Below are 23,235 nucleotides of genomic sequence, written 5' to 3' on the forward strand. Positions count from 1 at the left end.
CTTGGTCACTGGCCCCCCTTTTGCACGTAGCTACGCACGAACTCCTCGGCGTTCTCCTCGAGCACCTCGTCGATCTCGTCGAGGATGGAGTCCACGTCCTCCGACAGTTCCTTCTGGCGGTCGGCGACGTCCGTGTCGACCGACGCCTCGACCTCCTCGGTCTCCTCGCGCGACCGCGTCGCCCGCTGCTGCCCGCCGGTGTCCCTCGTGGCCATGCCGACCTCCCGAACAGAGTCGAAGTGCCTGGTGCGCAGAACGCTACCCGTCGGGTGTGACATCCGAGCGGCGCTCGGACATCACCCGCCGGTGATGGTGTCGACCAACTGCTGCGCGGTCGACGTCGACTCGAACAACGCGCCGACGTGGTCGCGGGTGCCGCGCAGCGGCTCCATCGTCGGGATCCGCACCAGGTTCTCCCGGCCGAGGTCGAAGACCACCGAGTCCCACGAGGCCGCGGCGATCTGCCCCGGGTAGCGCCGCAGGCACTCGCCGCGGAAGAAGGCCCGGGTGTCCGACGGCGGGGTGACCACGGCCCGCGCCACCTCGTCGTCGGTGAGCAGCCGCCGCATCGAGCCGCGGGCCACCAGCCGGTGGTAGAGCCCCTTCTCCGGCCGGACGTCGCTGTACTGCAGGTCGACCAGGTGCAGCCGCGAGTCCCCCCAGGACAGCCCGTCCCGGGAGCGGTAGCCCTCCAGCAGCCGCAGCTTGGCCGGCCAGTCCAGCCGGTCGGCCAGCCGCATCGGGTCGTCGGCGAGCGTGTCCAGCACCTCGGCCCACTGCCGCAGCACGTCGGCGGTCTGCTCGTCGCCCTCCCCGCGCTGGTCGACGAACCGCTGCGCCTGCTCCAGGTAGGCCCGCTGCACCTCCACGGCCGTCATCTGCTGGCCGCTGCGCAGCCGCAGCTTGTGGCTCAGCGACGGGTCGTGGCTGACCGCCTGCAGCGCGGCCACCGGCTCCTCGAGCGTGAGGTCCCGGGTCAGCGCCCGAGCCTCGATCATCGCCAGCACGAGCGACGTCGTCCCCACCTTCAGGTAGGTCGACAGCTCCGCCAGGTTGGCGTCGCCGATGATCACGTGCAGCCGGCGGTACTCGTCGGGGTTGGCGTGCGGCTCGTCGCGGGTGTTGATGATCGGCCGCTTGAGCGTCGTCTCCAGGCCGACCTCGACCTCGAAGAAGTCGGCGCGCTGGGAGAGCTGGAAGCCCTGGGTGCGCCCCTCGGTCCCGATGCCCACCCGCCCGGAGCCGGCGAACACCTGGCGGGTGACGAAGAACGGGATGAGCCCGCGGATGATCTCGACGAACGGCGTGCGGCGGTCCATCAGGTAGTTCTCGTGCGCGCCGTAGGAGGCGCCCTTGCCGTCGGTGTTGTTCTTGTACAGCTGGATGGGCTGGGTGCCCGGGACGCGGGCGGCCCGCCGCGCCGCCTCGGCCATCACCCGCTCCCCCGCCTTGTCCCACAGGACGACGTCGCGGGGGTTGGTCACCTCCGGCGTCGAGTACTCCGGGTGCGCGTGGTCGACGTACAGCCGGGCGCCGTTGGTGAGGATGACGTTGGCCATCCCGGCGTCCTCGTCGAGGTCGGTGTGGTCGAGCGCCTGGGCCGGGGACAGGTCGAAGCCGCGGGCGTCGCGCAGCGGCGACTCCTCCTCGAAGTCCCAGCGGGCCCGCCGCGGCGAGGGCGCCTCCGCCACCGACCAGGCGTTGACCACCTGGCTCGACAGCGTCGTCGGGTTCGCCGAGGGCGCCCCGGGCACCGAGATGCCGTACTCGACCTCGGTGCCCATGACCCGCCGCACGCTCATGGACCAACCCTAGGCCGCGCCGGCTCCGGCCCGCCGCAGCCGGTCGCAGGCGGTCGCCGGACCCCGCCGGGCGGCCTCAGGGCCGGACGCTGCCGGTGGTGGACCCGCCGCCGGCGGGCACCAGCACGCACCGCGCGTCCGGGCGGTCCGGCCACTCCCCGGCGGTGTCGATCCACACGTCCGGGGTGTAGCCCAGCGGCGGCGGCCCGCCGAGGTAGTCCTGCACCGACCCCGCGCAGCTGGCGGCCAGCCCGGCGCGCGTCGGCTCGTCCGGGTAGGGGGCGTCCACCGGGAGGTCGGCCAGCCGGTAGCCGGTGGGCTCGGCCTGATGTTCCTCCGAGCAGGGGACGACGCCGTAGTCGGTCGGCGTCCCGGCGAAGCACACCCGGTAGGCGGCGGCGTCCGGGCCGGACAGCGCGCGGGCCATCACCCCCGGCGCGGACTGCGGGCTGACGTAGCCGTAGAAGACGTCGCAGCGCATCCAGCGCGCCCCGGCCGCCCACTGCTCCTCGTCGGGCAGGAAGACGGCGTAGAAGGCGTGCGGGTCCTCCGGGTCGGTCCCGCCGAGGTAGCCCACCACGTCGTCGAGGTCGCACAGCTCGTCGACCGCGGTCGCCAGCGCGCCGTCGCCGGACAGCTCCTCCTCCGACGGCCGCTCGTCGCCGGCGCCGAGCCCGGTGTCCCCGACGACCGCCGTCTCGGCGCTGTGCTCGCTGCCGCAGGAGACCGCCGGCGGCGGGTCCAGGGGCGTGTCCTCCTGCCCCGCCTCCAGCGCCCAGCAGGTGCCGACCACCGGCGGGGCCGCGGGGTCCGCGCCCCCGGGGCCGGCCACCGGCACGGTGGGCTTGGCCGGGCCGAGGTCGGCGGGCAACGCCTCCCCCGCGGCCGTGCCCGTGCAGGCCGCGAGCAGCGCGAGCACGCACAGCGCCGCGCCCGCCCGCGCGGCGCCGCGCCGGGCGCCCCCACCGCGCACCGCAGCCACGTCCGCCGGCCTCCCTCCGACCCGCACCGGCGCCCACGGTCGCGGCACGGGCGGCCCGGGGGCTGCCGCGCCGCGACCGGGCGCGCTACAGGTACTGGCCGGTGTTGGTGGCGGTGTCGATGGCGCGGCCGGACTCGCTGCCCTTGCCGCTGATCAGCGTGCGGATGTAGACGATCCGCTCGCCCTTCTTGCCCGAGATCCGCGCCCAGTCGTCGGGGTTGGTCGTGTTGGGCAGGTCCTCGTTCTCCTTGAACTCGTCGAGGCACGCCTGCATGAGGTGGCCGACGCGCAGCCCGCCGGCGCCGGTCTCCAGCCGCTCCTTGATCGCCATCTTCTTGGCGCGGTCGACGATGTTCTGCAGCATCGCCCCGGAGTTGAAGTCCTTGAAGTACAGGACCTCCTTGTCGCCGTTGGCGTAGGTCACCTCGAGGAAGCGGTTCTCCTCGGTCTCGGTGTACATCCGCTCGACGGTCCGCTGGATCATCCCGCTGATCGTCGCCTCGCGGCTGCCGCCGTGCTCGGCGAGGTCGTCGGGGTGCAGCGGCAGCGTCGTCGTCAGGTACTTGCTGAAGATGTCGCGCGCGGCCTCGGCGTCCGGGCGCTCGATCTTGATCTTCACGTCGAGCCGGCCCGGCCGCAGGATCGCCGGGTCGATCATGTCCTCGCGGTTGGAGGCGCCGATGACGATGACGTTCTCCAGGCCCTCGACGCCGTCGATCTCGCTGAGCAACTGGGGCACGATCGTGCTCTCCACGTCGGAGGACACCCCCGACCCGCGGGTGCGGAAGATCGAGTCCATCTCGTCGAAGAACACGATGACCGGGGTGCCCTCGCTCGCCTTCTCCCGCGCCCGCTGGAAGACCAGCCGGATGTGCCGCTCGGTCTCCCCGACGTACTTGTTGAGCAGCTCGGGGCCCTTGATGTTGAGGAAGTAGGAGCGCCCGGAGTTGGCGCTCTCGTCCCCCTGGGCCGAGGCGACCTTCTTGGCCAGCGAGTTGGCCACCGCCTTGGCGATGAGCGTCTTGCCGCAGCCGGGCGGGCCGTACAGCAGGATGCCCTTGGGCGGGCGCAGCTCGAACTCGCGGAACAGGTCGGCGTGCAGGAACGGCAGCTCGACGGCGTCGCGGATCTGCTCGATCTGCCGGGCCAGGCCGCCGATGTCGCCGTAGTCGATGTCGGGGACCTCCTCGAGCACGAGCTCCTCGACCTCGCTCTTGGGGATCTTCTCGTACACGTAGCCCGACCGGGTCTCCAGCAGCAGCGAGTCGCCGCTGCGCAGCTGCTGGTCGGTCAGCGTGTCGGCGAGGAAGACCACCCGCTCCTCGTCGGTGTGCCCGATCACCAGGGCGCGCCGCACCTCGCCCTCCACGGGCTCGAGGAGCTCCTTCAGCAGGACGATGTCGCCGGTGCGCTCGAAGCCGCGGGCCTCGATGACGTTCATCGCCTCGTTGAGCATGACCTCCTGGCCGTGCCGCAGCGTGTCCAGCTCGACCGTCGGTGACACCGACACGCGCAGCTTGCGGCCGCCGGTGAAGACGTCGACCGTGCCGTCCTCGTGCCGGGTGAGGTAGACGCCGTAGCCGGAGGGCGGCTGGCCCAGCCGCTCGACCTCCTCCTTGAGGGCGACCAGCTGCTCGCGGGCCTCGCGGAGCGTGCCGGCGAGCTTGTCATTGCGCTCGGACAGGAAGGCCGCACGGCCCTCCGCCTCGGCGATCCGCTCCTCCAGGACGCGCACGGTCCGGGGGCTCTCGGCCACCTTCCGGCGCAGGAGACCGATCTCCTCCTCGAGGTAGGAGATCTGGCTGAGCAGCGCGGTCACATCCCGTTCACGCCGCGCTCGGAACTCATCGGGACCCAGGCCCATCGCGCACCTCCGCACACCTCGGGGGAGCCAGGAGGCAAATCTATACACGCGGGGGACGACGGTGCTGCCGGCTCGCGACACTGCCGCCGAGGTGATACCGGCCCCGCCGCGGGCAGCGGGTGGCCGGGGTGTCAGTACTTCTGCGCGCGGCGCTGGCGGACCGGCGCGACGGTGCCCTCGGCCAGCCGCCGGGCGGTCACCAGGAACGCCGTGTGGGCGACCATCCGGTGCTCGGGGCGGACGGCGAGCCCGATCGCGTGCCAGGGCCGGATCAGCGACTCCCAGGCGTACGGCTCGGTCCACACGCCCTGCTCGCGCAGCGCCTCCACGTAGGTCGACAGCTGCGTCACCGTGGCCACGTAGCCCACCAGCACGCCGCCGGGGCGCAGCGCGGCGGCCACGGTGGGCAGCACCGCCCAGGGCTCGAGCATGTCGAGGACGACGCGGTCGACGACCTCGTCGGCGGGGTGGTCGGCCAGGTCGCCGACGCGCAGCCGCCACGTCGCCGGCACCTCGCCGAAGAACGCGCCGACGTTGCCGCGGGCGACGTCGGCGAAGTCCTCCCGGCGCTCGTAGCTGGTCACCGAGCCGCCGTCGCCGACCGCCCGCAGCAGCGAGCAGGTCAGCGCCCCGGACCCGGCGCCGGCCTCCAGCACGCGCATGCCGGGCCCCACGTCGCCGAAGGCGACGATCTGGGCGGCGTCCTTGGGGTAGATGACCTGGGCGCCGCGCGGCATGGACAGCACGAAGTCGGCGAGCAGCGGGCGCAGCGCCAGGTAGCCGGTGTTGGCCGTGGAGTGCACGACCGAGCCCTCCGGGGCGCCGATGAGGTCGTCGTGGGCGATCGCGCCGCGGTGGGTGTGGAAGAGCTTCCCCGCCTCGAGGACGACGGTGTGGTGCCGGCCCTTCGGGTCGGTCAGCTGCACCCGGTCGCCGACGGCGAAGGCGCCGGGCACCGGTTCGGCGGGCGGTGCGTCGGTCGCGGGGGGCTGCTCCTGCTGCGGGTCCACGGGCGCCGAGGGTACGGAGGAGGCGCGGGAGCCCTCCGCCGTCCACCGTCCGGCGCGGGCGCTCGGAACTGTCGGTGGGCCGACCTAGCCTCGATGCCATGACGGCGCTCCACACCGACCCGGTCTCCCCCGCCTCCGTCGAGGCGCCGGGCGCTCCCGCCGACGCGGCCCCCCGGCGGCCCTCGCTGTCGCCGAGCCGCGCGGCCGACTTCAAGACCTGCCCGCTGCTGTACCGCTTCCGCACCATCGACCGGCTGCCCGAGCGCAAGAGCCTCGCCGCGGTGCGCGGCACGCTGGTGCACGCGGTCCTGGAGAAGCTGTACGACCTCCCGCCCGCGGAGCGGACCCCCGAGGCCGCGCGGGAGCTGCTCGCCCCGGCCTGGGAGGAGCTGTCGGCCGACCCGTCGGTCACCGAGCTGTTCCAGGCGCCGGAGTCCGGCGAGCCCGCCCCGTCGCTGGAGCAGTGGCTGGCCTCGGCCGGGAAGCTGGTCGACGTCTACTTCTCGCTGGAGGACCCGACCCGCATCCAGCCCGAGGGCCGCGAGCAGCTGGTCGAGGTGACCCTGCCCGACGGGCTGCTGCTGCGCGGCTTCGTCGACCGGCTCGACGTGGCGCGCAACGGGGCGCTGCGGGTCGTCGACTACAAGACCGGGTCGATGCCGCGCGAGGCCTTCGAGGGCAAGGCGCTGTTCCAGATGAAGTTCTACGCGCTGGTCCTGTGGCGCACCCGCGGCGTCGTGGCCAGCCAGCTCAAGCTGCTGTACCTCGGCGACGGCGACGCGCTCACCTACGCCCCCGACGAGGGCGAGCTGGTCCGCTTCGAGCGGACCCTGCAGGCGATCTGGGCGGCGATCGAGCGGGCGGTGTCGACCCAGGACTTCCGGCCCAACCGCACCCGGCTGTGCGACTGGTGCGACCACCAGGCGCTGTGCCCCTCGTTCGGCGGCACTCCCCCGCCGTTCCCCGCCGAGGCCGCCGCCGCGGCCGGCTGGGCCACCCTGCCGGTGGTGGAGCGGGACTAGCCCGGCCGGCGTCTGGGAGGCTGCCGCACCGTGCCCCTCGACCACGACCGGCTGACCGGCGTCCTCACCGAGCAGACCGACCTGCTGCGCGCCGTCGTCCGGTCCGCCGACCCGGCCGCGCCGGTGCCCACCTGCCCGGGCTGGACGATCGGCGCGCTGGCCCGGCACCTGGCCGGCGGGCAGCGCTGGGCCGCCGAGGTCGTCGCCACCCGCGCGACCGAGCCGCCGGACGACGCGTTCTTCCGCGACGTGGTCCGCGACGCCGAGCAGTCCCCCGCCGAGCTGGACGCCGCGCTCGCCGAGGCCAGCGCGGCCCTGGCCGCCGCCCTGCGCGAGGCCGGGCCCGACGCCGCCGTGTGGACGCCGCTGGGTCCCGGCACGGCGAGCTTCTTCGCCCGCCGCTTCGCGCACGAGACCGCGGTGCACCGCGCCGACGCGACGCTCGCCGCGGGCCTCCCCTACGCCCTCGACCCCGACGCCGCCGCCGACACGCTGGACGAGTGGCTGGAGCTGGGCTGCCTGCCCGCGGTGGTCGAACTCTTCCCGCACCGGCGGGCGCTGCTCGGGCCCGGGCGCACCGTCCACCTGCACGCCACCGACGCCCCGGCCGGGCTGGACGCCGAGTGGGTGGTCGACCTGACCGGCGCTGTCCCCTCGTGGCGGCGGGCGCACGAGAAGTCCGCGGTCGCCGTCCGCGGGCCGCTGACCGAGCTCGTGCTGCTGGTCTACCGCCGGCGCGACGTGGACGGGACCGCCGCCGAGGTGTTCGGCGACCGCGAGCTGCTCGACGCCTGGCTGGCGGCGAACGCCTTCGGCTGAGCGGCCGGGCCGGGCCGGGCGGGGTGGCAGGATCCGGGGCCATGAGCGAGCAGCCGGCCGGGCCGGACGACATCCCCTTCGGCCTGCTCTGGGGCATCAAGCGGTCGTTCGTCGCCTACGTCCGCCGGATGCCCGACGGCCAGGGCTCGATCCACGACGGCGCGACCCCGCTGGGCGAGGACACCATCCTCTTCCCGTACCGCGACGCCGCCGAGGAGCCCGGGGACGCCGCGCACGGCGGGGAGGGCGGGGACGCCGAGCGCACCTGGGCCTTCCGCGGCGACGTCCGGTTCCGCGGGCACGGCGGGATGCTCTTCGTGCGGGTGGCCGCGCCGCTGATCACCGTCCGCGGCGACCGGGCGGAGCTGTCGATCGAGGACCCGTACGCCCGGGCGGGGGCCGACCGGGTCCCGCTGGTCACGCTGACCGTGCAGCCCGGCCCGGCGCCCGACGGGGCCGAGGTGTGGCTGGGGTCCGACGTCCGGCTGACCGAGGCGGGGTCGGTGCTGTTCAACGACGTGTACCAGCCGGGCGAGCCGTTCGAGAAGCTCAGCATCGTCCTGCCGGTCGCCGGCGGCTGACCGCCGGCGGCTGACCGTCAGCGCTCGGCGACCTCGCGGCCGGCCAGCAGCGCGGCCAGGTCGGCGGGGCCGAGGCCGGCCAGCGTCGCGCGCAGCACCAGGCCCGGCGCCGGGTCGATCGCCTGCATCGCCGGCACCCCGAGCACCGCGGCGCCCGACGCCAGCCCCGCCGTCACGCCGACCACCGAGTCCTCCACCACCACGCAGCGGCGGACGTCGACCCCCAGCGCGTCCGCGGCCTGCAGGTACGGCGCGGGGTCGGGCTTGCGGGCGGGCACCTCGTCCCCGCAGACGGTCACGTCGAACGGCACCCGGCCGGCGAACGAGCGAGCCATCGAGACGAGCACCAGGTCGGTCAGCCGCCGCGGCGTCGTCGTCACCAGCGCCGTCGGCAGGCCCGCGGCACGGACGGCGGCCAGCAACTCGCGGGCGCCCGGCCGCCAGTGCACCCCGGCGGCCATCAGGTCGGCCACCCGGTCCTCGACCAAGGCGGCGTCGGCGCGCAACAGCGCCTCGTCGGCGGTCAGGCCGAGGTCGGCGTAGAGCACGCCCAGCGCCGTGCGCATGCTGGTGCCGACCGTCGCCGCGCGGGCGGCGGCGCTGAGCTCGCCGCCGCGGCGGCGGGCGAGGTCGAACAGCGCCTCGCCCCAGTACTCCTCGGTCTCGACGAGCGTGCCGTCCATGTCGAACAGGACGGCGTCGGGCGCCCGGTCCTGCCCGGTGGGGTGCTCCTGGGTCGTCTCCTGGGTCGGCGTGGTCACCGGGCGGCTCGCGTGTGCATCGCCGTCCACGGTACGGCGGCGGGCCGGGGCCGCTGTGAGACGGTGGCCGGCATGCCCGACCGCGCCTTGTTCGTCCGCGACGGCGACTCCTTCGTCGCCACGGAGCTGTCCCAGGGCGCCTGGGACCCCCGGCACGCCAACGGCGGCTCCACCCTGGCGCTGCTTGCGCACTGCCTCGACGACGTCCCGACGCTCGTGCCGATGACGCTGAGCCGGCTGACCGCCGACCTCGTCCGCCCGCTTACGCTGGGCCGGCCGCTGTCGGTGACGCGCACCGTCGTCCGCGAGGGCAGGAAGCTCCAGCTGGTCGAGCTCGAGCTCGTCGCCGACGGCGCCCTGTGCGCCCGCGCGTCGGCGCTGCGGCTGCGCGACGCCGACCTGACCGGCCTCGACGGCCACCCGGGCGGCGCCCCGGTCGACGCCGCCGCGCCGCTGGTCGCGCCCGAGGAGGCGGTCAGCCTGCGCGAGACCTCGACCGGCCCCACCGGCTTCCTGCAGGCCGTCGACATGCGCTACGCGCCCACCCGGGACGGCGCCGCCCGCGGCGTGTGGGTCCGGCTGGAGGTGCCGGTGGTGGCCGGGGAGCCGGTCCGCCCGGCGTCGCGGATGGCGCTGGCCTTCGACTACGCGAACAACATCAACGTCTCGATGGACGCCGGCACCGCGACCACCATCAACCCGGACGTGAACGCGCACGTGCTGCGGCAGTCGACCGGCGAGTGGCTGGCCCTGACCGGGGAGACGCGGTTCCACCCGGCGCTCGGCCGGGGCGTGTCCACGGCGACGCTGAGCGACCTCGACGGCGTCGTCGCGTTCGTCACGGTCAGCCAGCTGGTGCAGCCGCGGGCGCGGTGACCCGCGGAGCACGTCACGCCGTGGCGCGGACCGGTGACTGTGAGGTGGGTCACGTGGCACGCTGCCGCGCATGACGGTCGAGTACGTGACGGGCATCCACGTCGACGCCGCGCCCGGGCGGGGCAGTCACGGACGTCCGGTGCAGCGGCGGACGCCGCACGCCGTCCCGCGCAGCGACGCCGGTGCGCCCGGCGCGCGGGCCTGCTGCGGCGCCGAGCTGGACGAGGTGCACCCCGAGGTCCCCTTCCCGCCGGGGCACACCCAGCAGTTCCAGGCCCCGGCCTGCCTGGAGTGCCAGGCCCGCGTCTGACGACGCCGTGCCGGGGCCCGCGGCGGCGGTAGCCTCCTCCCACCCGTCCGCTCCCCTCGGGAGCCGGCATGCGCGGATACCGGGCTGACCACGCCTTCGACGGCGACCGCGTGCTCCCCGGCGGCGCCCTGGTGCTCGTCGACGGCGAGCGGATCGTCGGCGTCGAGCCCGCGTCGGCTCCCGCGCCCGCGGGGGTCGAGGTCCACCACCTGCCCGGGACGACGCTGCTGCCCGGGCTCGTCGACACCCACGTCCACCTCTGCGCCGACGGCGGCCCGCAGGCCCTGGACGTCGTCCCCGGCCGCTCCCCCGCAGAGCTCGACGCGGTCATCGGGGCGGCGCTGGCCGCGCACCTGGCCGCCGGGGTCACCGCGGTCCGCGACCTCGGCGACCACCGCTTCGCCGTCCTCGACCGCCACCGCGACCGGCCGGACGGCCCGACCGTCGTCGGGTCCGGGCCGCCTCTCACCTCACCCGGCGGGCACTGCGCGTCCATGGGGGGCGCCGCCCGCGGCGAGGCGGCGCTGCGCCGGGCCGTGCGCGACCGGGCCGGGCACGGCGCCGACGTCGTCAAGGTCATGGCCAGCGGCGGCCTGCTCTCGTTCGCCAGCGACCCGCAGGCCTGCCAGTTCGAGCCTGCGGAGCTGCGCGCGGTGGTCGACGAGGCGCACCGGCACGGCCTGCCCGTGACCGTGCACGCGCACCCGCTGACCGCGGTGCAGCGGGTGGTCGACGCGGAGGCCGACGGGATCGAGCACGCCAGCTGCCTGACCCCCGCGGGGGTGCGCCGCCCACCGGAGCTCGTCGCCCGGCTGGTCGCCGACGGCACCCCGGTGTGCCCGACCCTCGGCCGGGTCCCCGGGATGGTGCCGCCCCCGCACGTCCAGGAGCGCATGGCCGCGGTCGGCATGGACTACGACGCCCAGCTCGCCAACGTGTCGGCGCTCGCGGCGGCCGGGGTGGCCCTGATCGCCGGCACCGACGCCGGGATCGGCCCGGCCAAGCCGCACGGCGTCCTGCCGCACGGCGTGGCCGAGCTGGTCGGGTGCGGCCTGCCGGTGACGGCGGCGCTCGCCGCCGCCACCGGTGCCGCGGCGCGGGCCTGCGGGCTCGGCGACCGGACCGGGCGGCTGGCCCCCGGGCTGCAGGCCGACCTGCTGGTCGTCGACGGCGACGCCACCGCCGACGTCACCGCCCTGCTGCGGCTGCGCACCGTCGTCTGCCGCGGCCGGGAGACGGTGCCCGCCTGAGCCGGCGGGTCACTCGTCGTCGGGCCGGTACCCCAGGTTCGGCGACAGCCAGCGCTCGGCCTCGGCCAGCGTCCAGCCCTTGCGGTGCGCGTAGTCCTCGACCTGGTCGCGGCCCAGCCGGCCCAGCACGAAGTAGCGCGACTCCGGGTGGGAGAAGTACAGGCCGCTGACGGCGGCACCGGGCCACATCGCCATGCTCTCGGTCAGGGTGATGCCCGTGGCGGCCTCGACGTCGAGCAGCTCCCAGATGGTCTGCTTCTCGGTGTGCTCCGGGCAGGCGGGGTAGCCCGGCGCCGGCCGGATCCCGCGGTACCGCTCGGCGATCAGCTCGTCGTTGCCGAGGCGCTCGTCGGCGGCGTAGCCCCAGAACTCGCGGCGCACCCGCTCGTGCAGCCGCTCGGCGAAGGCCTCGGCCAGCCGGTCGGCCAGCGACTCCAGCAGGATCGCGCTGTAGTCGTCGTTCTCCGCCTTGAACGCCGCGACCCGCTCCGCCGCGCCCAGCCCGGCGGTCACGGCGAAGGCGCCGACGTAGTCGCGCAGGCCGCTCTCGGCCGGCGCGACGAAGTCGGCCAGCGACTTGCGGGCGGCGCCGTCGCGGCCCTCGGTCTGCTGCCGCAGCTGGTGCAGCGTGGTGCGGACGGCGCGGCGGGTCTCGTCGGTGTACACCGCGATGTCCTCCCCGCCGACCCGGTTGGCGGGGAAGAGGCCGAAGACGCCGCTGGCCCGCAGCCACCGCTCCCCGACGATCCGGTCGAGCATCGCCTGGGCGTCGGCGTACAGCCGCCGCGCCGCCTCGCCGGTCGCCGGGTTGTGCAGGATGTCGGGGAACCGGCCGCGCATCTCCCAGGCGTTGAAGAACGGCTGCCAGTCGACGTACTCGCGCAGCTCGGCCAGCGGGTAGTCCGCCAACGTGCGGACGAACTGGGTGGCCAGGCCGTGGGCGTGGTCGCAGTCGGGGCCGGTGCACACGTCCCGGGCCTGCTGCAGCAGCATCCGCGGCCGCGGCGGGGTGTAGGAGCCCCAGTCCAGCGCGGGCGCGGCGGCGCGGGCGGCGTCCAGGGACAGCAGAGCGCGGGTGTCGGTCCGGGCGGCGTGCCGCTCGCGCAGCTGCGCGTACTCGGCCTCCACGCCGGCCAGCAGGCCCGGGCGCTGCTCGTCGGACAGCAGGGCGGCCACCACCGGCACCGACCGGGAGGCGTCCTTCACCCACAGCACGGGGCCGTGGTAGGCCGGGGCCACCTTGACCGCGGTGTGGGCCCGCGACGTCGTCGCCCCGCCGATGAGCAGCGGGATGTCGAAGCCCTGCCGCTCCATCTCCGTCGCCAGGTTCACCATCTCGTCCAGCGACGGCGTGATCAGCCCGGACAGGCCGATGACGTCAGCGCCCTCGGCCTTGGCGGCGTCCAGGATCTTCTGGCCGGGCACCATCACGCCCAGGTCGACGACGTCGTAGTTGTTGCACTGCAGGACGACGCCGACGATGTTCTTGCCGATGTCGTGGACGTCGCCCTTCACGGTGGCCATCACGACCTTGCCGTTGCTGCGCTCGGCGTCCCCGGGCTGCTTCTCCGCCTCGATGTAGGGGATGAGGTAGGCGACGGCCTTCTTCATCACCCGGGCGGACTTGACCACCTGCGGCAGGAACATCTTGCCGGCGCCGAACAGGTCGCCGACGACGTTCATGCCGCTCATCAGCGGGCCCTCGATGACCTCGATCGGCCGGCCGCCGCGGGCGGCGATCTCCGCGCGCAGCTCCTCGGTGTCGGCCTCGACGAACTCGTCGATCCCCTTCACCAGGGCGTGGGTGATCCGCTCGCCGGCCGGCAGCGACCGCCACTCCTCGGTGGCGGCCTCCACGGCCTCCCCGGTGCCGGCGAAGTCGCCGGCGATCTCCAGCAGCCGCTCGGTGGCGTCGGGCCGCCGGTTCAGGACGACGTCCTCGATCCGCTCCCGGAGCAGCTCCGGGACCTCGTCGTAGACCTCCAGCGCCCCGGCGTTGACGATGCCCATGTCCATGCCGGCACGGATGGCGTGGAACAGGAAGACGGCGTGGATGGCCTCCCGGACACGGTTGTTGCCGCGGAAGGAGAACGAGACGTTGGAGACGCCGCCGGAGACGAGCGCGCCGGGCAGGTTCTCCTTGATCCAGCGGGTGGCCTCGATGAAGTCCACCCCGTACGTGGCGTGCTCCTCGATGCCGGTGGCGATCGCGAAGACGTTCGGGTCGAAGATGACGTCCTCGGCCGGGAAGCCGACCTGCCCGACGAGGAGGTCGTAGGCCCGCCGGCAGATCTCCTGGCGGCGCTGCAGGCTGTCGGCCTGCCCCTCCTCGTCGAAGGCCATCACGACGACGGCGGCGCCGTGCTTGCGGCACAGCCGGGCCTGGGCGACGAACTCCTCCTCGCCGTTCTTCAGCGAGATGGAGTTGACGATCGACTTGCCCTGCACGCACTTGAGGCCGGCCTCGATGACCTCCCACTTGGAGGAGTCCACCATCACCGGCACCCGGCAGATGTCGGGCTCGGCGGCGACCAGCTTGAGGAAGCGGTCCATCGCCGCGACCCCGTCGATCATCCCCTCGTCCATGTTGACGTCGATGACCTGCGCGCCGGCCTCGACCTGCTGGCGGGCGACGGCCAGTGCCGCGGCGTAGTCGCCGTCGCGGATCAGCCGGCGGAAGCGGGCCGAGCCGGTGATGTTGGTCCGCTCCCCCACGTTGACGAACAGCGAGTCCGCGTCGACGGTCAGCGGCTCCAGGCCGGACAGCCGCAGCGCCGGCCGGGCGGCGGCCGGGGTGCGGGGCGCGGCGCCCGCGACGGCGGCGCCGACCGCCGCGATGTGCTCGGGGGTGGTGCCGCAGCAGCCGCCGACGACGTTGACCAGGCCGGCGGCGGCGAACTCGGCGAGCACGCCGGCGGTGTCGGCCGGCGCCTCGTCGTACTCGCCGAAGGCGTTGGGCAGCCCGGCGTTGGGATAGCAGGAGACGAAGGTGTCGGCCAGCCGGGCCAGCTCGGCCAGGTAGGGCCGCATCTCCGCGGCGCCGAGCGCGCAGTTGAGCCCGACGGCCAGCGGCCGCGCGTGCCGGACGGAGTGCCAGAACGCCTCGGTGACCTGCCCGGACAGCGTCCGCCCGGAGGCGTCGGTGATCGTGCCGGAGATCATCACCGGCCAGCGCCGGCCGCGCTGCTCGAACAGCGTCTCCAGCGCGAAGACGGCCGCCTTGGCGTTGAGCGTGTCGAAGATCGTCTCGACCAGCAGCACGTCGGCGCCGCCGTCCACCAGGCCGTCGGCCTGGGTCAGGTAGGCCTGCGCCAGCTCGTCGAAGCTGACGTTGCGGGCGCCGGGGTCGTTGACGTCCGGGGAGATCGACGCCGTCCGGCTGGCCGGGCCCAGCGCGCCGGCCACGTACCGCGGCCGGTCCGGGGTGCGCGCGGTCGCGGCGTCGGCCTCGCGGCGCGCGAGCCGGGCGGCCTCCAGGTTGAGCTCGTACGCGAGGTCGGACATCCCGTAGTCGCGCAGCGAGACGGCGTTGGCGTTGAAGGTGTTCGTCTCGATCAGGTCGGCGCCGGCGTCGAGGTACTCGCGGTGGATGCCGGCGACGATCTGCGGCTGGGTCAGCACCAGCAGGTCGTTGTTGCCCTGCAGCTCGGTCGGCCAGTCCGCGAACCGCGCGCCCCGGTAGCCGGCCTCGTCGGGCCGGTCGCGCTGGATGGCGGTGCCCATCGCGCCGTCGAGCACCAGGATCCGCTCGCGGAGCAGGGCGGTGAGCTCTGCCGTGGCGTCCGGGCGCAGGTCCGGGGTCTGGGGCACGGGCGGTCCTCGCAGGCTGGGGCGGTGGCGGGCAGGGCGGCAGGCCGGACGGTCCGCGGAGCCGACGCGACGAGCCCTCATGGTCTCATCCCGCGGCAACCCTGTTGACCGCGTGCGCGTTCCCGGCGCGGTGGCCGGACCGACGTAGGCTTCCAGGGGTGATCGACCCGAAGTCCCCGCCCGAGGACCTGCCCCAGCTCACCGACCCCGTGGTGGTGGTGGCCTTCGAGGGCTGGAACGACGCCGGTGACGCCGCCACCGGGGCGCTCGAGCACCTGGAGCTGATCTGGGACGCCAGCCCGCTGGCCGCGCTGGACCCCGAGGACTACTACGACTTCCAGGTCAACCGGCCCACCGTCTCCCTCGTGGGCGGCGTGAGCCGGCGCGTCGAGTGGCCCACCACCCGGGTGTCGGTCGCCCGCCCGCCGGGGTCGGACCGCGACGTCGTCCTGATCCGCGGAATCGAGCCCAACATGCGCTGGCGCAGCTTCTGCGACGAGCTCATCGAGCTGTGCCGCGAGCTGGAGGTGCGCACCGTCGTCGCCCTCGGCGCGCTGCTGGCCGACACCCCGCACACCCGGCCGGTGCCGGTGACCGGGTCGGCCTACGACGCCGAGTCGGCCGAGCGCTGGGGCCTGGAGACCTCCCGCTACGAGGGGCCCACCGGCATCCTCGGCGTCTTCCAGGACGCCTGCGTGCAGGCCGGGCTGCCGGCGATCAGCTTCTGGGCGGCCGTGCCGCACTACGTGTCCCAGCCGCCGTCCCCGCGGGCCACCGTCGCGCTGCTGCAGCGCGTCGAAGAGGTCCTCGAGGTGACCGTGCCGCTGGGCGCGCTGCCGCAGCAGGCCGACGAGTGGGTCAAGACCGTCGACGAGATGGCCCAGGAGGACGACGAGGTCGTCGAGTACGTGCGCTCGCTGGAGGAGCGCGCCACCGAGGTCGACCTGTCGCAGGCCAACGGCGACGCGATCGCCCGCGAGTTCGAGCGCTACCTCCGCCGCCGGGGCTCCTCCCCCAACTGAGCCCCCGCCCGCTCGTCGAGATCTGCACACTCGTCACCATCAGGACCTGATGCCGACGAGTGTGCAGATCTCGTCGCAGGGTGCTGCCAGGGTGAGGGGCATGCAGCCACGCCTGGACCTGCTCACCGTCGCCGTCCCCGACCTGGACGCCGCCCGCCGCTTCTACGTCGACGGCCTGGGCTGGACCCCGGCCCTCGACGTGCCCGGTGAGGTCGTGTTCGTCCAGGTCAACGCCGGCCTGCTGCTCGCCCTGTTCGGCGCCGACGACCTCGCCGCCGACATGGGCGTGCCCGCCGACGAGGTCGTCGTCGGCGGCGGCTTCACCCTCGCGCACAACGTCGACTCCCCCGACGCCGTCCGGCAGGTGGTCGCCGACGCCGAGGCCGCCGGCGCCCGGGTGGTCAAACCGCCGCAGCCGGCGGCGTTCGGCGGCTTCCACGCCTACTTCGCCGACCCCGGCGGCGTCCGCTGGGAGGTCGCGCACAACCCCGGGCTGCGGGTCGACCCCGACGGCACGGTGCACATCGGCGCGGTCGAGGGCTGATCGGTGGCCGTCGAGGGGGCCACCCTGGACCGCGTCCGGCGGCTGCTGGCCGACCGCGCCGGCGTGGAGGAGAAGCGGATGGTGGGCGGCCGGTCGTTCGGCGCCGGCGGCCGGCTGGCCTGCGGGGTGAACGCCGGCGGGCTCGTGGTGCGGGTGGGCCGGGACGGGGCCGCGGCGGCGCTCGCCGAGCCGCACGTCGCGCCGCTGCGGATGGGCGGGCGGACGGCGGACGGCTTCGTCGTCGTCGCGCCGGCCGGCTATCCGGACGACGCGGCGCTGCTGCGCTGGATCGAGGTGGGGTTCGCCGCCGCCGGCCGGGCCTGACCGCTCACGCGGCGGGCAGCAGCGGCCGCATCCGGGCGGTGGCGTCCCCGTCGAACAGCCGGTCGTGGGTGGTGAGGGCGAACCGGTCGGTCATGCCGGAGACGTGGTCGACCACCTGGGTGGTCGGGTCCGCGTCGGCGTCCCGGTAGCTGGCCGGGATGAGCTCGGGGTGGGCCAGGTGGTGGTCGACCAGCCGGCGGATCACGTCGACCGCCAGCTGCTTCTGCCCGGCGGCGGTCTCCGACGAGTACACCCGCTCGAACATGAAGGCCCGCAGCTCGTGCATCGCCTCCAGCGGCTCGGGCGCCATGACCACCCGGTCGCCGTCGGCCAGCGACCCGGCGACGACGGCGTCGATCATCGCGCCCACCATCGCGCTGCCGGGCTCGCCGAACACCGCGCGGGCGCGGGCGGGCAGGTCGCCGGGCCGCAGCACCCCGGCGCGGACGGCGTCGAGCGCGTCGTGGGAGAGGTAGCCGATGCGGTCGGCGTAGCGCACGCACTCGGCCTCGCGGGTCGTCGGCGGCGGGGTGATCTTCCAGCTGTGCGCGCGGATGCCGTCGCGGACCTCCCAGGTGAGGTTGAGGTCCTCGAGCACCTCCACGATGCGCACGCCCTGCGCGGCGTGGTGCCAGCCGCCGGGCACGTAGGGCTCGAGCGCGTCCTCGCCGATGTGCCCGAACGGCGAGTGCCCCAGGTCGTGGCCCAGGGCGATCGCCTCGGCGAGGGTCTCGTTGAGCCCCAGCGCCCGGGCCAGCGCCCGGGCGACCTGGTCCACCTGCAGGGTGTGGGTCAGCCGGGTGACGAAGTGGTCGCCGTCGGGGTTGAGGAACACCTGCGTCTTGTGCTTGAGCCGCCGGAAGGCCTTGGCGTGCAGGATCCGGTCCCGGTCGCGCTCGAACGCGGTGCGCAGGGCGTCCTCCGGCTCGGGCCGCGCCCGGCCGCGGCTGGCCGACGAGCGCGCGCCGGCCGCGGCCAGCCGCGCGTCCTCGTCGCGCTCGCGGGCGGCACGACCGGTGAGCCGGAAGCCGCCCATCAGCCCTCCCGCGGGGCCGGGGCCCCGCCCCCCGCGTCGAGGGCGACCCCGAGCAGCGCGTCGACGGCGTCGGCGACGATCGCCGGGGCGCCCTCCTCCAGGGCCGGGTCGTCGCCGGCGGCGAGGGTCCGCGCCGCCCACTCGTCGACGACGGCGAGGGCGCCGGGGCTGTCCAGGTCGTCGGACAGCCGCTCGCGCAGCCCGGTGAGCACGGGCGCGGCGGCCACCCCGGCGGGCAGCGCGGTCGCGGCGCGCCAGGTGGCCAGCCGCTGCTCGGCGTCGGTGAGCAGCTGCGGCGTCCAGGCCCGGTCGGTGCGGTAGTGGCCCGACAGCAGCGCCAGCCGGATCGCCATCGGGTCGACGCCCTCGCCGCGCAGCTTGGAGACGAACACCAGGTTGCCGCGGCTCTTGCTCATCTTCTCGCCGTCCAGGCCGATCATCGCGGCGTGCACGTAGGCCCGGGCGAAGGGCTTGGTCGCGGTCAGCGCCTCGGCGTGGACGGCGGAGTACTCGTGGTGCGGGAAGACCAGGTCGCTGCCGCCGCCCTGCACGTCGAAGCCCATGCCGATGGTCTCCAGCGCGATGGTGGCGCACTCGATGTGCCAGCCGGGCCGGCCGGCGGTGCCGCGGGGGCCGGCCCAGGAGGGCTCGCCGGGGCGCTCCCCGCGCCACAGCAGCGGGTCGAGGCGGTTGCGCTTGCCCGGCCGGTCGGGGTCGCCGCCGCGCTCGGCGAAGAAGCCGAGCATGGTGGCCTCGTCGTAGCGGGACTCCCCGCCGAACCCCGGCGCCTGCGCCACGTCGTGGTAGACGTCGCCGGTGCCGTCGTCGAGCACGTAGGCCAGGCCCGCGTCGAGCAGCGCCTCGATGTGCGCGACGATCCGCGGGACCGACTCGACCGCGCCCACGTAGTCGTCCGGCGGGAGCACCCGCAGCGCCGTCATGTCCTCGCGGAACAGCGCCGTCTCCCGCATGCCGAGCACCACCCAGTCCTCGCCGTCGCGCTCGGCGCGCTCGAGCAGCGGGTCGTCGATGTCGGTGACGTTCTGCACGTAGTGGACGGCGTGCCCGGCGTCCCGCCACAGGCGGTTGACCAGGTCGAACGCGAGGTAGGTGGCCGCGTGCCCCAGGTGGGTGGCGTCGTAGGGGGTGATCCCGCAGACGTACATGCGGGCCACCCGGTCCGGGCTGGTCTCGACCACCTCGCCGCGGGCGGTGTCGTGGAGCTTGAGCGCCGGGCCGGTCCCGGGCAGGGTCGGCAGCAGGGGGGCGGGCCAGGAGAGCACGTCCCGAGCGTAGAGGCGGGGGCCGACGCTCTCCCCGGGTCGTCCCCGGCCCGCTCCCCCGCCGGAGGGACCGGCCCGACGACGGAGGAGGTGCGGCCGTGGAGCTGCGCGAGGACCTGACAGCGCCGGGCGGGGACCCGGCCGTGCCGCGCCCCCGGCCGGCCGGGCCGCTGGACCACCTGGCCGTGCTGCGGCGGGCCGACGCCCGCTTCGCCGACGCGGCCGCCGAGGCCGTGCTGGCCCGCGGCTGGACGGCGCCGGTGCCGGGCTGCCCGGGCTGGGCCCTGGCCGACCTGGTGCGGCACCTGGCCGAGGTGCAGCACTTCTGGACGTGGGTGGTGCGGACCCGGGCCGGCGACCCCGGCGGCTACCCGGCGCCCGCGCGCCGGCCCGACGAGGAGCTGCTCGGCTGGCTGATCGCCGGGTCGGCCGAGCTGGAGACGACGCTGGCCGCCGCGGACCCGGCCGCACCGGTGTGGACGTGGGCGCCGCGGCGCGACGTCGGGTTCGTGCTGCGGCGGCAGGCGCACGAGGCCGTCGTCCACACCGCCGACGTGGAGGAGGTGCTGGGCGGGGTGCGCCCGATCCCGGCCGACGTCGGGCTGGACGGCCTCGACGAGTGGCTGGAGGTGATGGTGCCCGCCGCCCTGCCGGAGGGTCCGCCGGCGGACGCGCACCCCGTCGTCCTGCGCGCGCTGGACGCCGGCGCCGAGCGGGTGCTGTTCCCCGGCAGCCGGCCGCAGCCGATCGCCACGCTCACCGGGACGGCGGGCGACCTGCTGCTGGCGGTGTGGCGGCGCCTGCCGGTGGAGGTGCTCACCGTGCACGGCGACGGGCTGCAGGCCGCCGCGATGCTCGACCTGGTGCGGGGCGACTGATCCTCAGCCGCGCAGCAGGGCGGCCAGCCGGTCCAGCGCCATCCGCCAGCCGGCCTCGTTCTGCTCGGGCGGGACGCCGTCGGGCACGCCCTCGTGGACGGCGGTGAGGTCGGTGCCGCCGCCGGCGCGGCGCAGGGTGATCGTCATGGTCATCTCGCCGCGCAGGGCCGGGTCGTCGGTCTCGAACTCGTCGACCTCGACGACGAGCTCGCCGGGGACCAGCCGGGTGAACCGGGCGCGGTAGGTGTCGGTGTGCCCGCCGCTCTTGCCCGGGGTCTGCGGGTCGTCGTAGGCCAGCGACACCCGGAACACGCCGCCGCCGAGCCGCTCGACCGTGCTGGTCATCCCCTCGGGGAACCGCCAGCCGGCGATCAGGTCGGGCTCGGTGAGCGCCCGGTAGACGGCGTCCGGCGGCGCGGGCAGGCGGGCGGTGACCCGGGTGGTGCTCACGGCCAGGTCACCGCGTGCCGGTCGAACGCGTCGCCGGTCTGGATGCCGACGACGCAGAACACCAGGCCGGCCGGGTCGGTCATCTGCCAGAAGGAGCCCATGTCCCGCAGCCGCCGGGCGCCGAGGGCCTCCAGCCGCGCCACCTCGGCCGGGATGTCGTCGGTCTCCACGTCCACGTGCCACCGCGGCGGCGTCCCCTCGCCGGTGCGCTGCACCTCGAGGTGGAAGCCGTCCCCGAAGACGCCGAGGGAGTTCCAGTCGTCGTCGGAGGCGTCGGGCTCGACCGGGTGCCCGGTGGCCGCCGACCAGAAGTCCAGGCCGGCGACGTGGTGCTCCGGCGGGAGGTCGAGCAGCAGGATCGCCAGGCGCGAACGGTGCGGCATGGGGACAACCTAGGGACAGGAGCCGCCCCTGCGAGTGGTCGTGCCGCGCTGCGGAGCCCGGAGGGTTCCCGGCGCGGTACGACGGCAGGGCTCGGCTCAGCCGGGGACGGCACCTGGCCGCGGTGCGGTCCGGAGGACCGCGATGTGCTCAGAACGGCGGCCAGGGCAGCGCGGGCCACTCGCCGCTGGGCTCGGGGTGCAGCTGGGTGCGCAGCAGCTCGGCGACGCGCCGCTGGGTGGCGCGCACCTCGCGGCGGGTCAGGTGCTCGTGCAGCTGCTCGCCCAGGTCGCCGCGCAGGTCGTCGGCCAGCCGCTCGAGCACCTCGAGGGCGGCCACCGGCAGCGGCTTGCCCGCCCAGCGCCACAGCAGGGTGCGCAGCTTGGGGTCGGCGGAGAAGCAGATGCCGTGGTCGACGCCGTACACGTGGCCGGCCGGGGTCGGGATGATGTGCCCGCCCTTGCGGTCGGCGTTGTTCACCACGGCGTCGAAGACCGCCATCCGCCGCAGCCCGGGGTGGTCGGTGCGGACGAAGGCGGCCAGGTCGACCGACTCGTCGCCGTCCACCCACAGCTGGACCATGCCGGGGCCGAACGGGCCGTCGCGCAGCACCGTCGGCGGGACGACCTCCCAGCCGGTGGCGTCGGAGACCAGCGCGGCGGCCACCTCGCGGCCGGCCAGGGTGCCGTCGGGGAAGTCCCACAGCGGCCGCTCCCCCGCCACCGGCTTGTAGACGCACTCGGCGGCGAGGGCGGCGGTGCGGATCGTGCCGAAGAGGGTGACGTTGGACGCGTCGAGCATCCGGCCCTCGACGTCGATCTCCCCCTCGAGCAGGAGGGCGCGCGCCTGGGCGGGGCCGTCGGGGGCGCGCAGGTCCGGTCCGGCGCCGGTGGGCTGCTCGCTCATCGCGCGGTCAGCGCCGGTAGCCGTTCTGCCGGGGACAGACGTGCCCGGTGGGGTCCAGCGGCAGCGAGCACAGCGGGCAGGCGGGGCGGCCGGCGGCGACGACGCGGCGGGCCCGGGCGACGAACGCCCGCGCGGCGCCGGGGGTGATCGTCACCCGCAGCGCGTCGGGGCCCTCGTCGCTGTCGGACAGGATGGCGTCCTCGTCGATCGGCTCCTCGCCGGCGGCGACCGCCTCGACGACGACCGCCTGGGCCTGCCCGTCCCAGGCCAGCCCCATCGCCGCGACCCGGAACTCCTCGTCGACCGGCGGGGTGAGCGGGTCGAGGTCGTCGACGTCGGCGTCGGGCGGGATGACCGCGCCGGGCCGGCTGGCGACCTCGTCCAGCAGCTCGGACATGCGGTCGGCGAGCACCTGCACCTGGGTCTTCTCCAGCGCGACGCTCACCACGCGGCCGGCGTCGTCGGACGCCTGGAGGTAGAAGGTGCGGTCACCGGGCTGGCCGACGGTGCCCGCGACGAACCGGGACGGGCGCTCGAAGAGGTGGACCTGGCGCGGCACGGGCCCAGGTTACGCGGGCACGGCGACGGGGCGCCGCAGGTCAGACGGTGGCTCCCGCGCCGCCGCCGACGACCGCGTCGGAGTCGGCCTTCCGGCGCCGGCGGCCCCTGCGCTTTGGCGGGACGAGCGCGCCGACGTCGCCGCCGGTGTCGTTGAGCCGCAGGACGAACGGCCGGGTGTCGGTGTAGCTGACCACCGAGATGGACGCGGGGTCCACGACGATCCGCTGGAACTGGTCCAGGTGCAGGCCGAGGGCGTCGGCGAGCACGGCCTTGATGACGTCGCCGTGCGAGCAGGCCAGCCAGACGGCGTCGGGGCCGAGCCGGGCGTTCCACTCCCGGACGGCGGCGACCGCCCGGGCCTGGGTCTGCGCCAGTCCCTCCCCCTCCGGGCCGGGGAAGACGGCGGCCGAGGGATGGGCCTGGACCACCTTCCACAGCGGCTCCTTGACCAGCTCCTTGAGCGGGCGGCCGGTCCAGTCGCCGTAGCGGGCCTCGCCGAGCCGGTCGTCGGTCCGCAGCTCGAGGTCGCGGCCGGCCAGGACGGCGTCCGCGGTCGCCCGGCAGCGCTCCAGCGGGCTGCTGACCACCGCCGCGAGCGGGACCGGCGCCAGCCGCTGCCCGACGGCGGCGACCTGCGCCTGCCCGGTCTCGTCGAGCTGCACGCCCGGGGTCCAGCCGGCGAGGACGCCGCCGGTGTTGGCCGTCGTCCGGCCGTGCCGCAGCAGGATGACGGTGGTCACGGGGCCCGAGCCTAGGGGGCCGC

The 23,235-nt window shown here is 75.3% G+C and carries 24 protein-coding genes; 10 read left to right on the forward strand and 14 right to left on the reverse strand.

Annotated features, from left to right (window positions below):
* Positions 1-5: 5 nt before the first annotated feature.
* The 5 genes from ACI79F_RS02035 to ACI79F_RS02055 all read right to left on the reverse strand — a co-directional run bounded on the left by ACI79F_RS02035 (position 6) and on the right by ACI79F_RS02055 (position 5,658).
* The gene (locus ACI79F_RS02035; protein WP_456543556.1) at positions 6-215 is read right to left on the reverse strand and encodes a ubiquitin-like protein Pup; all 210 of its coding nucleotides are present in this window, start codon (positions 213-215) and stop codon (positions 6-8) included.
* 81 nt (positions 216-296) lie between these two features.
* Positions 297-1,802, reverse strand: coding sequence for a depupylase/deamidase Dop (gene dop, locus ACI79F_RS02040; protein WP_456543555.1), 1,506 nt, complete (start codon positions 1,800-1,802; stop codon positions 297-299).
* 76 nt (positions 1,803-1,878) lie between these two features.
* Positions 1,879-2,784, reverse strand: a complete 906-nt coding sequence (locus tag ACI79F_RS02045) for a septum formation family protein (RefSeq protein WP_456543554.1) — start codon at positions 2,782-2,784, stop codon at positions 1,879-1,881.
* A gap of 85 nt (positions 2,785-2,869) precedes the next feature.
* Positions 2,870-4,603 (reverse strand): proteasome ATPase, encoded by a 1,734-nt coding sequence (arc, locus tag ACI79F_RS02050; RefSeq protein ID WP_456543553.1) that lies wholly within the window; start codon positions 4,601-4,603, stop codon positions 2,870-2,872.
* Between the two features lie 176 nt (positions 4,604-4,779).
* Positions 4,780-5,658, reverse strand: coding sequence for a tRNA (adenine-N1)-methyltransferase (locus ACI79F_RS02055; protein WP_456543552.1), 879 nt, complete (start codon positions 5,656-5,658; stop codon positions 4,780-4,782).
* A 98-nt stretch (positions 5,659-5,756) separates the two neighbouring features.
* On the opposite strand from ACI79F_RS02055, the gene ACI79F_RS02060 reads away from it, so the two are divergent.
* Genes ACI79F_RS02060 through ACI79F_RS02070 form a run of 3 tightly spaced genes read left to right on the forward strand, consistent with a single transcriptional unit; the run spans position 5,757 to position 8,080 of the window.
* Complete coding sequence (locus ACI79F_RS02060) at positions 5,757-6,680, forward strand: RecB family exonuclease (RefSeq protein ID WP_456543551.1); 924 nt, start codon at positions 5,757-5,759, stop codon at positions 6,678-6,680.
* Between the two features lie 30 nt (positions 6,681-6,710).
* Positions 6,711-7,499: a maleylpyruvate isomerase family mycothiol-dependent enzyme gene (locus ACI79F_RS02065; RefSeq protein WP_456543550.1), complete on the forward strand. Its 789-nt coding sequence runs from the start codon at positions 6,711-6,713 to the stop codon at positions 7,497-7,499.
* 41 nt (positions 7,500-7,540) lie between these two features.
* Positions 7,541-8,080 carry an HtaA domain-containing protein gene (locus ACI79F_RS02070; RefSeq protein ID WP_456543549.1) on the forward strand — a complete coding sequence of 180 codons (540 nt, stop codon included), beginning with the start codon at positions 7,541-7,543 and terminating at the stop codon, positions 8,078-8,080.
* A gap of 17 nt (positions 8,081-8,097) precedes the next feature.
* Here the strand turns inward: ACI79F_RS02070 and ACI79F_RS02075 are convergent, their stop codons facing one another.
* A complete protein-coding gene (locus tag ACI79F_RS02075) occupies positions 8,098-8,841 on the reverse strand; it encodes an HAD family hydrolase (RefSeq protein WP_456543548.1) in 744 nt (247 codons plus the stop codon).
* Between the two features lie 72 nt (positions 8,842-8,913).
* Between ACI79F_RS02075 and ACI79F_RS02080 the strand changes: the two genes are divergently transcribed.
* The 3 genes from ACI79F_RS02080 (at position 8,914) to ACI79F_RS02090 (ending at position 11,277) form a co-directional block, all read left to right on the forward strand.
* Complete coding sequence (locus ACI79F_RS02080) at positions 8,914-9,717, forward strand: thioesterase family protein (protein WP_456543547.1); 804 nt, start codon at positions 8,914-8,916, stop codon at positions 9,715-9,717.
* A gap of 70 nt (positions 9,718-9,787) precedes the next feature.
* Positions 9,788-10,027 (forward strand): hypothetical protein, encoded by a 240-nt coding sequence (locus tag ACI79F_RS02085; RefSeq protein ID WP_456543546.1) that lies wholly within the window; start codon positions 9,788-9,790, stop codon positions 10,025-10,027.
* Positions 10,028-10,095: 68 nt separating this feature from the next.
* On the forward strand, positions 10,096-11,277 hold the full coding sequence (locus ACI79F_RS02090) for an amidohydrolase family protein (RefSeq protein WP_456543545.1): 1,182 nt from the start codon (positions 10,096-10,098) through the stop codon (positions 11,275-11,277).
* A gap of 9 nt (positions 11,278-11,286) precedes the next feature.
* On the opposite strand, the gene metH is transcribed toward ACI79F_RS02090, so the two are convergent.
* Positions 11,287-15,087 carry a methionine synthase gene (metH, locus tag ACI79F_RS02095; protein ID WP_456543544.1) on the reverse strand — a complete coding sequence of 1,267 codons (3,801 nt, stop codon included), beginning with the start codon at positions 15,085-15,087 and terminating at the stop codon, positions 11,287-11,289.
* A 158-nt stretch (positions 15,088-15,245) separates the two neighbouring features.
* Here metH and ACI79F_RS02100 point away from each other — a divergent pair, with 158 nt between their 5' ends.
* From ACI79F_RS02100 to ACI79F_RS02110, 3 genes are all read left to right on the forward strand, one after another.
* The gene (locus tag ACI79F_RS02100) at positions 15,246-16,109 is read left to right on the forward strand and encodes a PAC2 family protein (RefSeq protein WP_456543543.1); all 864 of its coding nucleotides are present in this window, start codon (positions 15,246-15,248) and stop codon (positions 16,107-16,109) included.
* Between the two features lie 100 nt (positions 16,110-16,209).
* Positions 16,210-16,653, forward strand: a complete 444-nt coding sequence (locus tag ACI79F_RS02105; RefSeq protein WP_456543542.1) for a VOC family protein — start codon at positions 16,210-16,212, stop codon at positions 16,651-16,653.
* A gap of 3 nt (positions 16,654-16,656) precedes the next feature.
* Positions 16,657-16,977 (forward strand): TfoX/Sxy family protein, encoded by a 321-nt coding sequence (locus ACI79F_RS02110; protein WP_456543541.1) that lies wholly within the window; start codon positions 16,657-16,659, stop codon positions 16,975-16,977.
* Between the two features lie 4 nt (positions 16,978-16,981).
* Here the strand turns inward: ACI79F_RS02110 and ACI79F_RS02115 are convergent, their stop codons facing one another.
* Positions 16,982-18,013 carry an HD domain-containing protein gene (locus ACI79F_RS02115; protein WP_456543540.1) on the reverse strand — a complete coding sequence of 344 codons (1,032 nt, stop codon included), beginning with the start codon at positions 18,011-18,013 and terminating at the stop codon, positions 16,982-16,984.
* A complete protein-coding gene (gene mshC, locus ACI79F_RS02120; RefSeq protein ID WP_456578867.1) occupies positions 18,013-19,296 on the reverse strand; it encodes a cysteine--1-D-myo-inosityl 2-amino-2-deoxy-alpha-D-glucopyranoside ligase in 1,284 nt (427 codons plus the stop codon). The genes ACI79F_RS02115 and mshC overlap by 1 nt, the downstream gene beginning before the upstream one ends.
* A 98-nt stretch (positions 19,297-19,394) precedes the next feature.
* Here mshC and ACI79F_RS02125 point away from each other — a divergent pair, with 98 nt between their 5' ends.
* A complete protein-coding gene (locus ACI79F_RS02125) occupies positions 19,395-20,174 on the forward strand; it encodes a maleylpyruvate isomerase family mycothiol-dependent enzyme (protein ID WP_456543538.1) in 780 nt (259 codons plus the stop codon).
* A 3-nt stretch (positions 20,175-20,177) separates the two neighbouring features.
* Here ACI79F_RS02125 and ACI79F_RS02130 read toward each other — a convergent pair whose 3' ends face one another.
* The 5 genes from ACI79F_RS02130 to ACI79F_RS02150 form a co-directional block, all read right to left on the reverse strand.
* Complete coding sequence (locus tag ACI79F_RS02130; protein ID WP_456543537.1) at positions 20,178-20,624, reverse strand: SRPBCC domain-containing protein; 447 nt, start codon at positions 20,622-20,624, stop codon at positions 20,178-20,180.
* Positions 20,621-21,007, reverse strand: coding sequence for a VOC family protein (locus ACI79F_RS02135; RefSeq protein ID WP_456543536.1), 387 nt, complete (start codon positions 21,005-21,007; stop codon positions 20,621-20,623). The genes ACI79F_RS02130 and ACI79F_RS02135 overlap by 4 nt, the downstream gene beginning before the upstream one ends.
* Before the next feature lie 148 nt (positions 21,008-21,155).
* Positions 21,156-21,911 (reverse strand): SCO1664 family protein, encoded by a 756-nt coding sequence (locus ACI79F_RS02140; RefSeq protein ID WP_456543535.1) that lies wholly within the window; start codon positions 21,909-21,911, stop codon positions 21,156-21,158.
* Positions 21,912-21,918: 7 nt separating this feature from the next.
* Positions 21,919-22,470, reverse strand: coding sequence for a DUF3090 family protein (locus ACI79F_RS02145; protein ID WP_456543534.1), 552 nt, complete (start codon positions 22,468-22,470; stop codon positions 21,919-21,921).
* A 40-nt stretch (positions 22,471-22,510) separates the two neighbouring features.
* Positions 22,511-23,212, reverse strand: a complete 702-nt coding sequence (locus tag ACI79F_RS02150; protein ID WP_456543533.1) for a histidine phosphatase family protein — start codon at positions 23,210-23,212, stop codon at positions 22,511-22,513.
* Positions 23,213-23,235: the final 23 nt, after the last annotated feature.

Source organism: Blastococcus sp. SYSU D00868 (genome assembly GCF_054050575.1).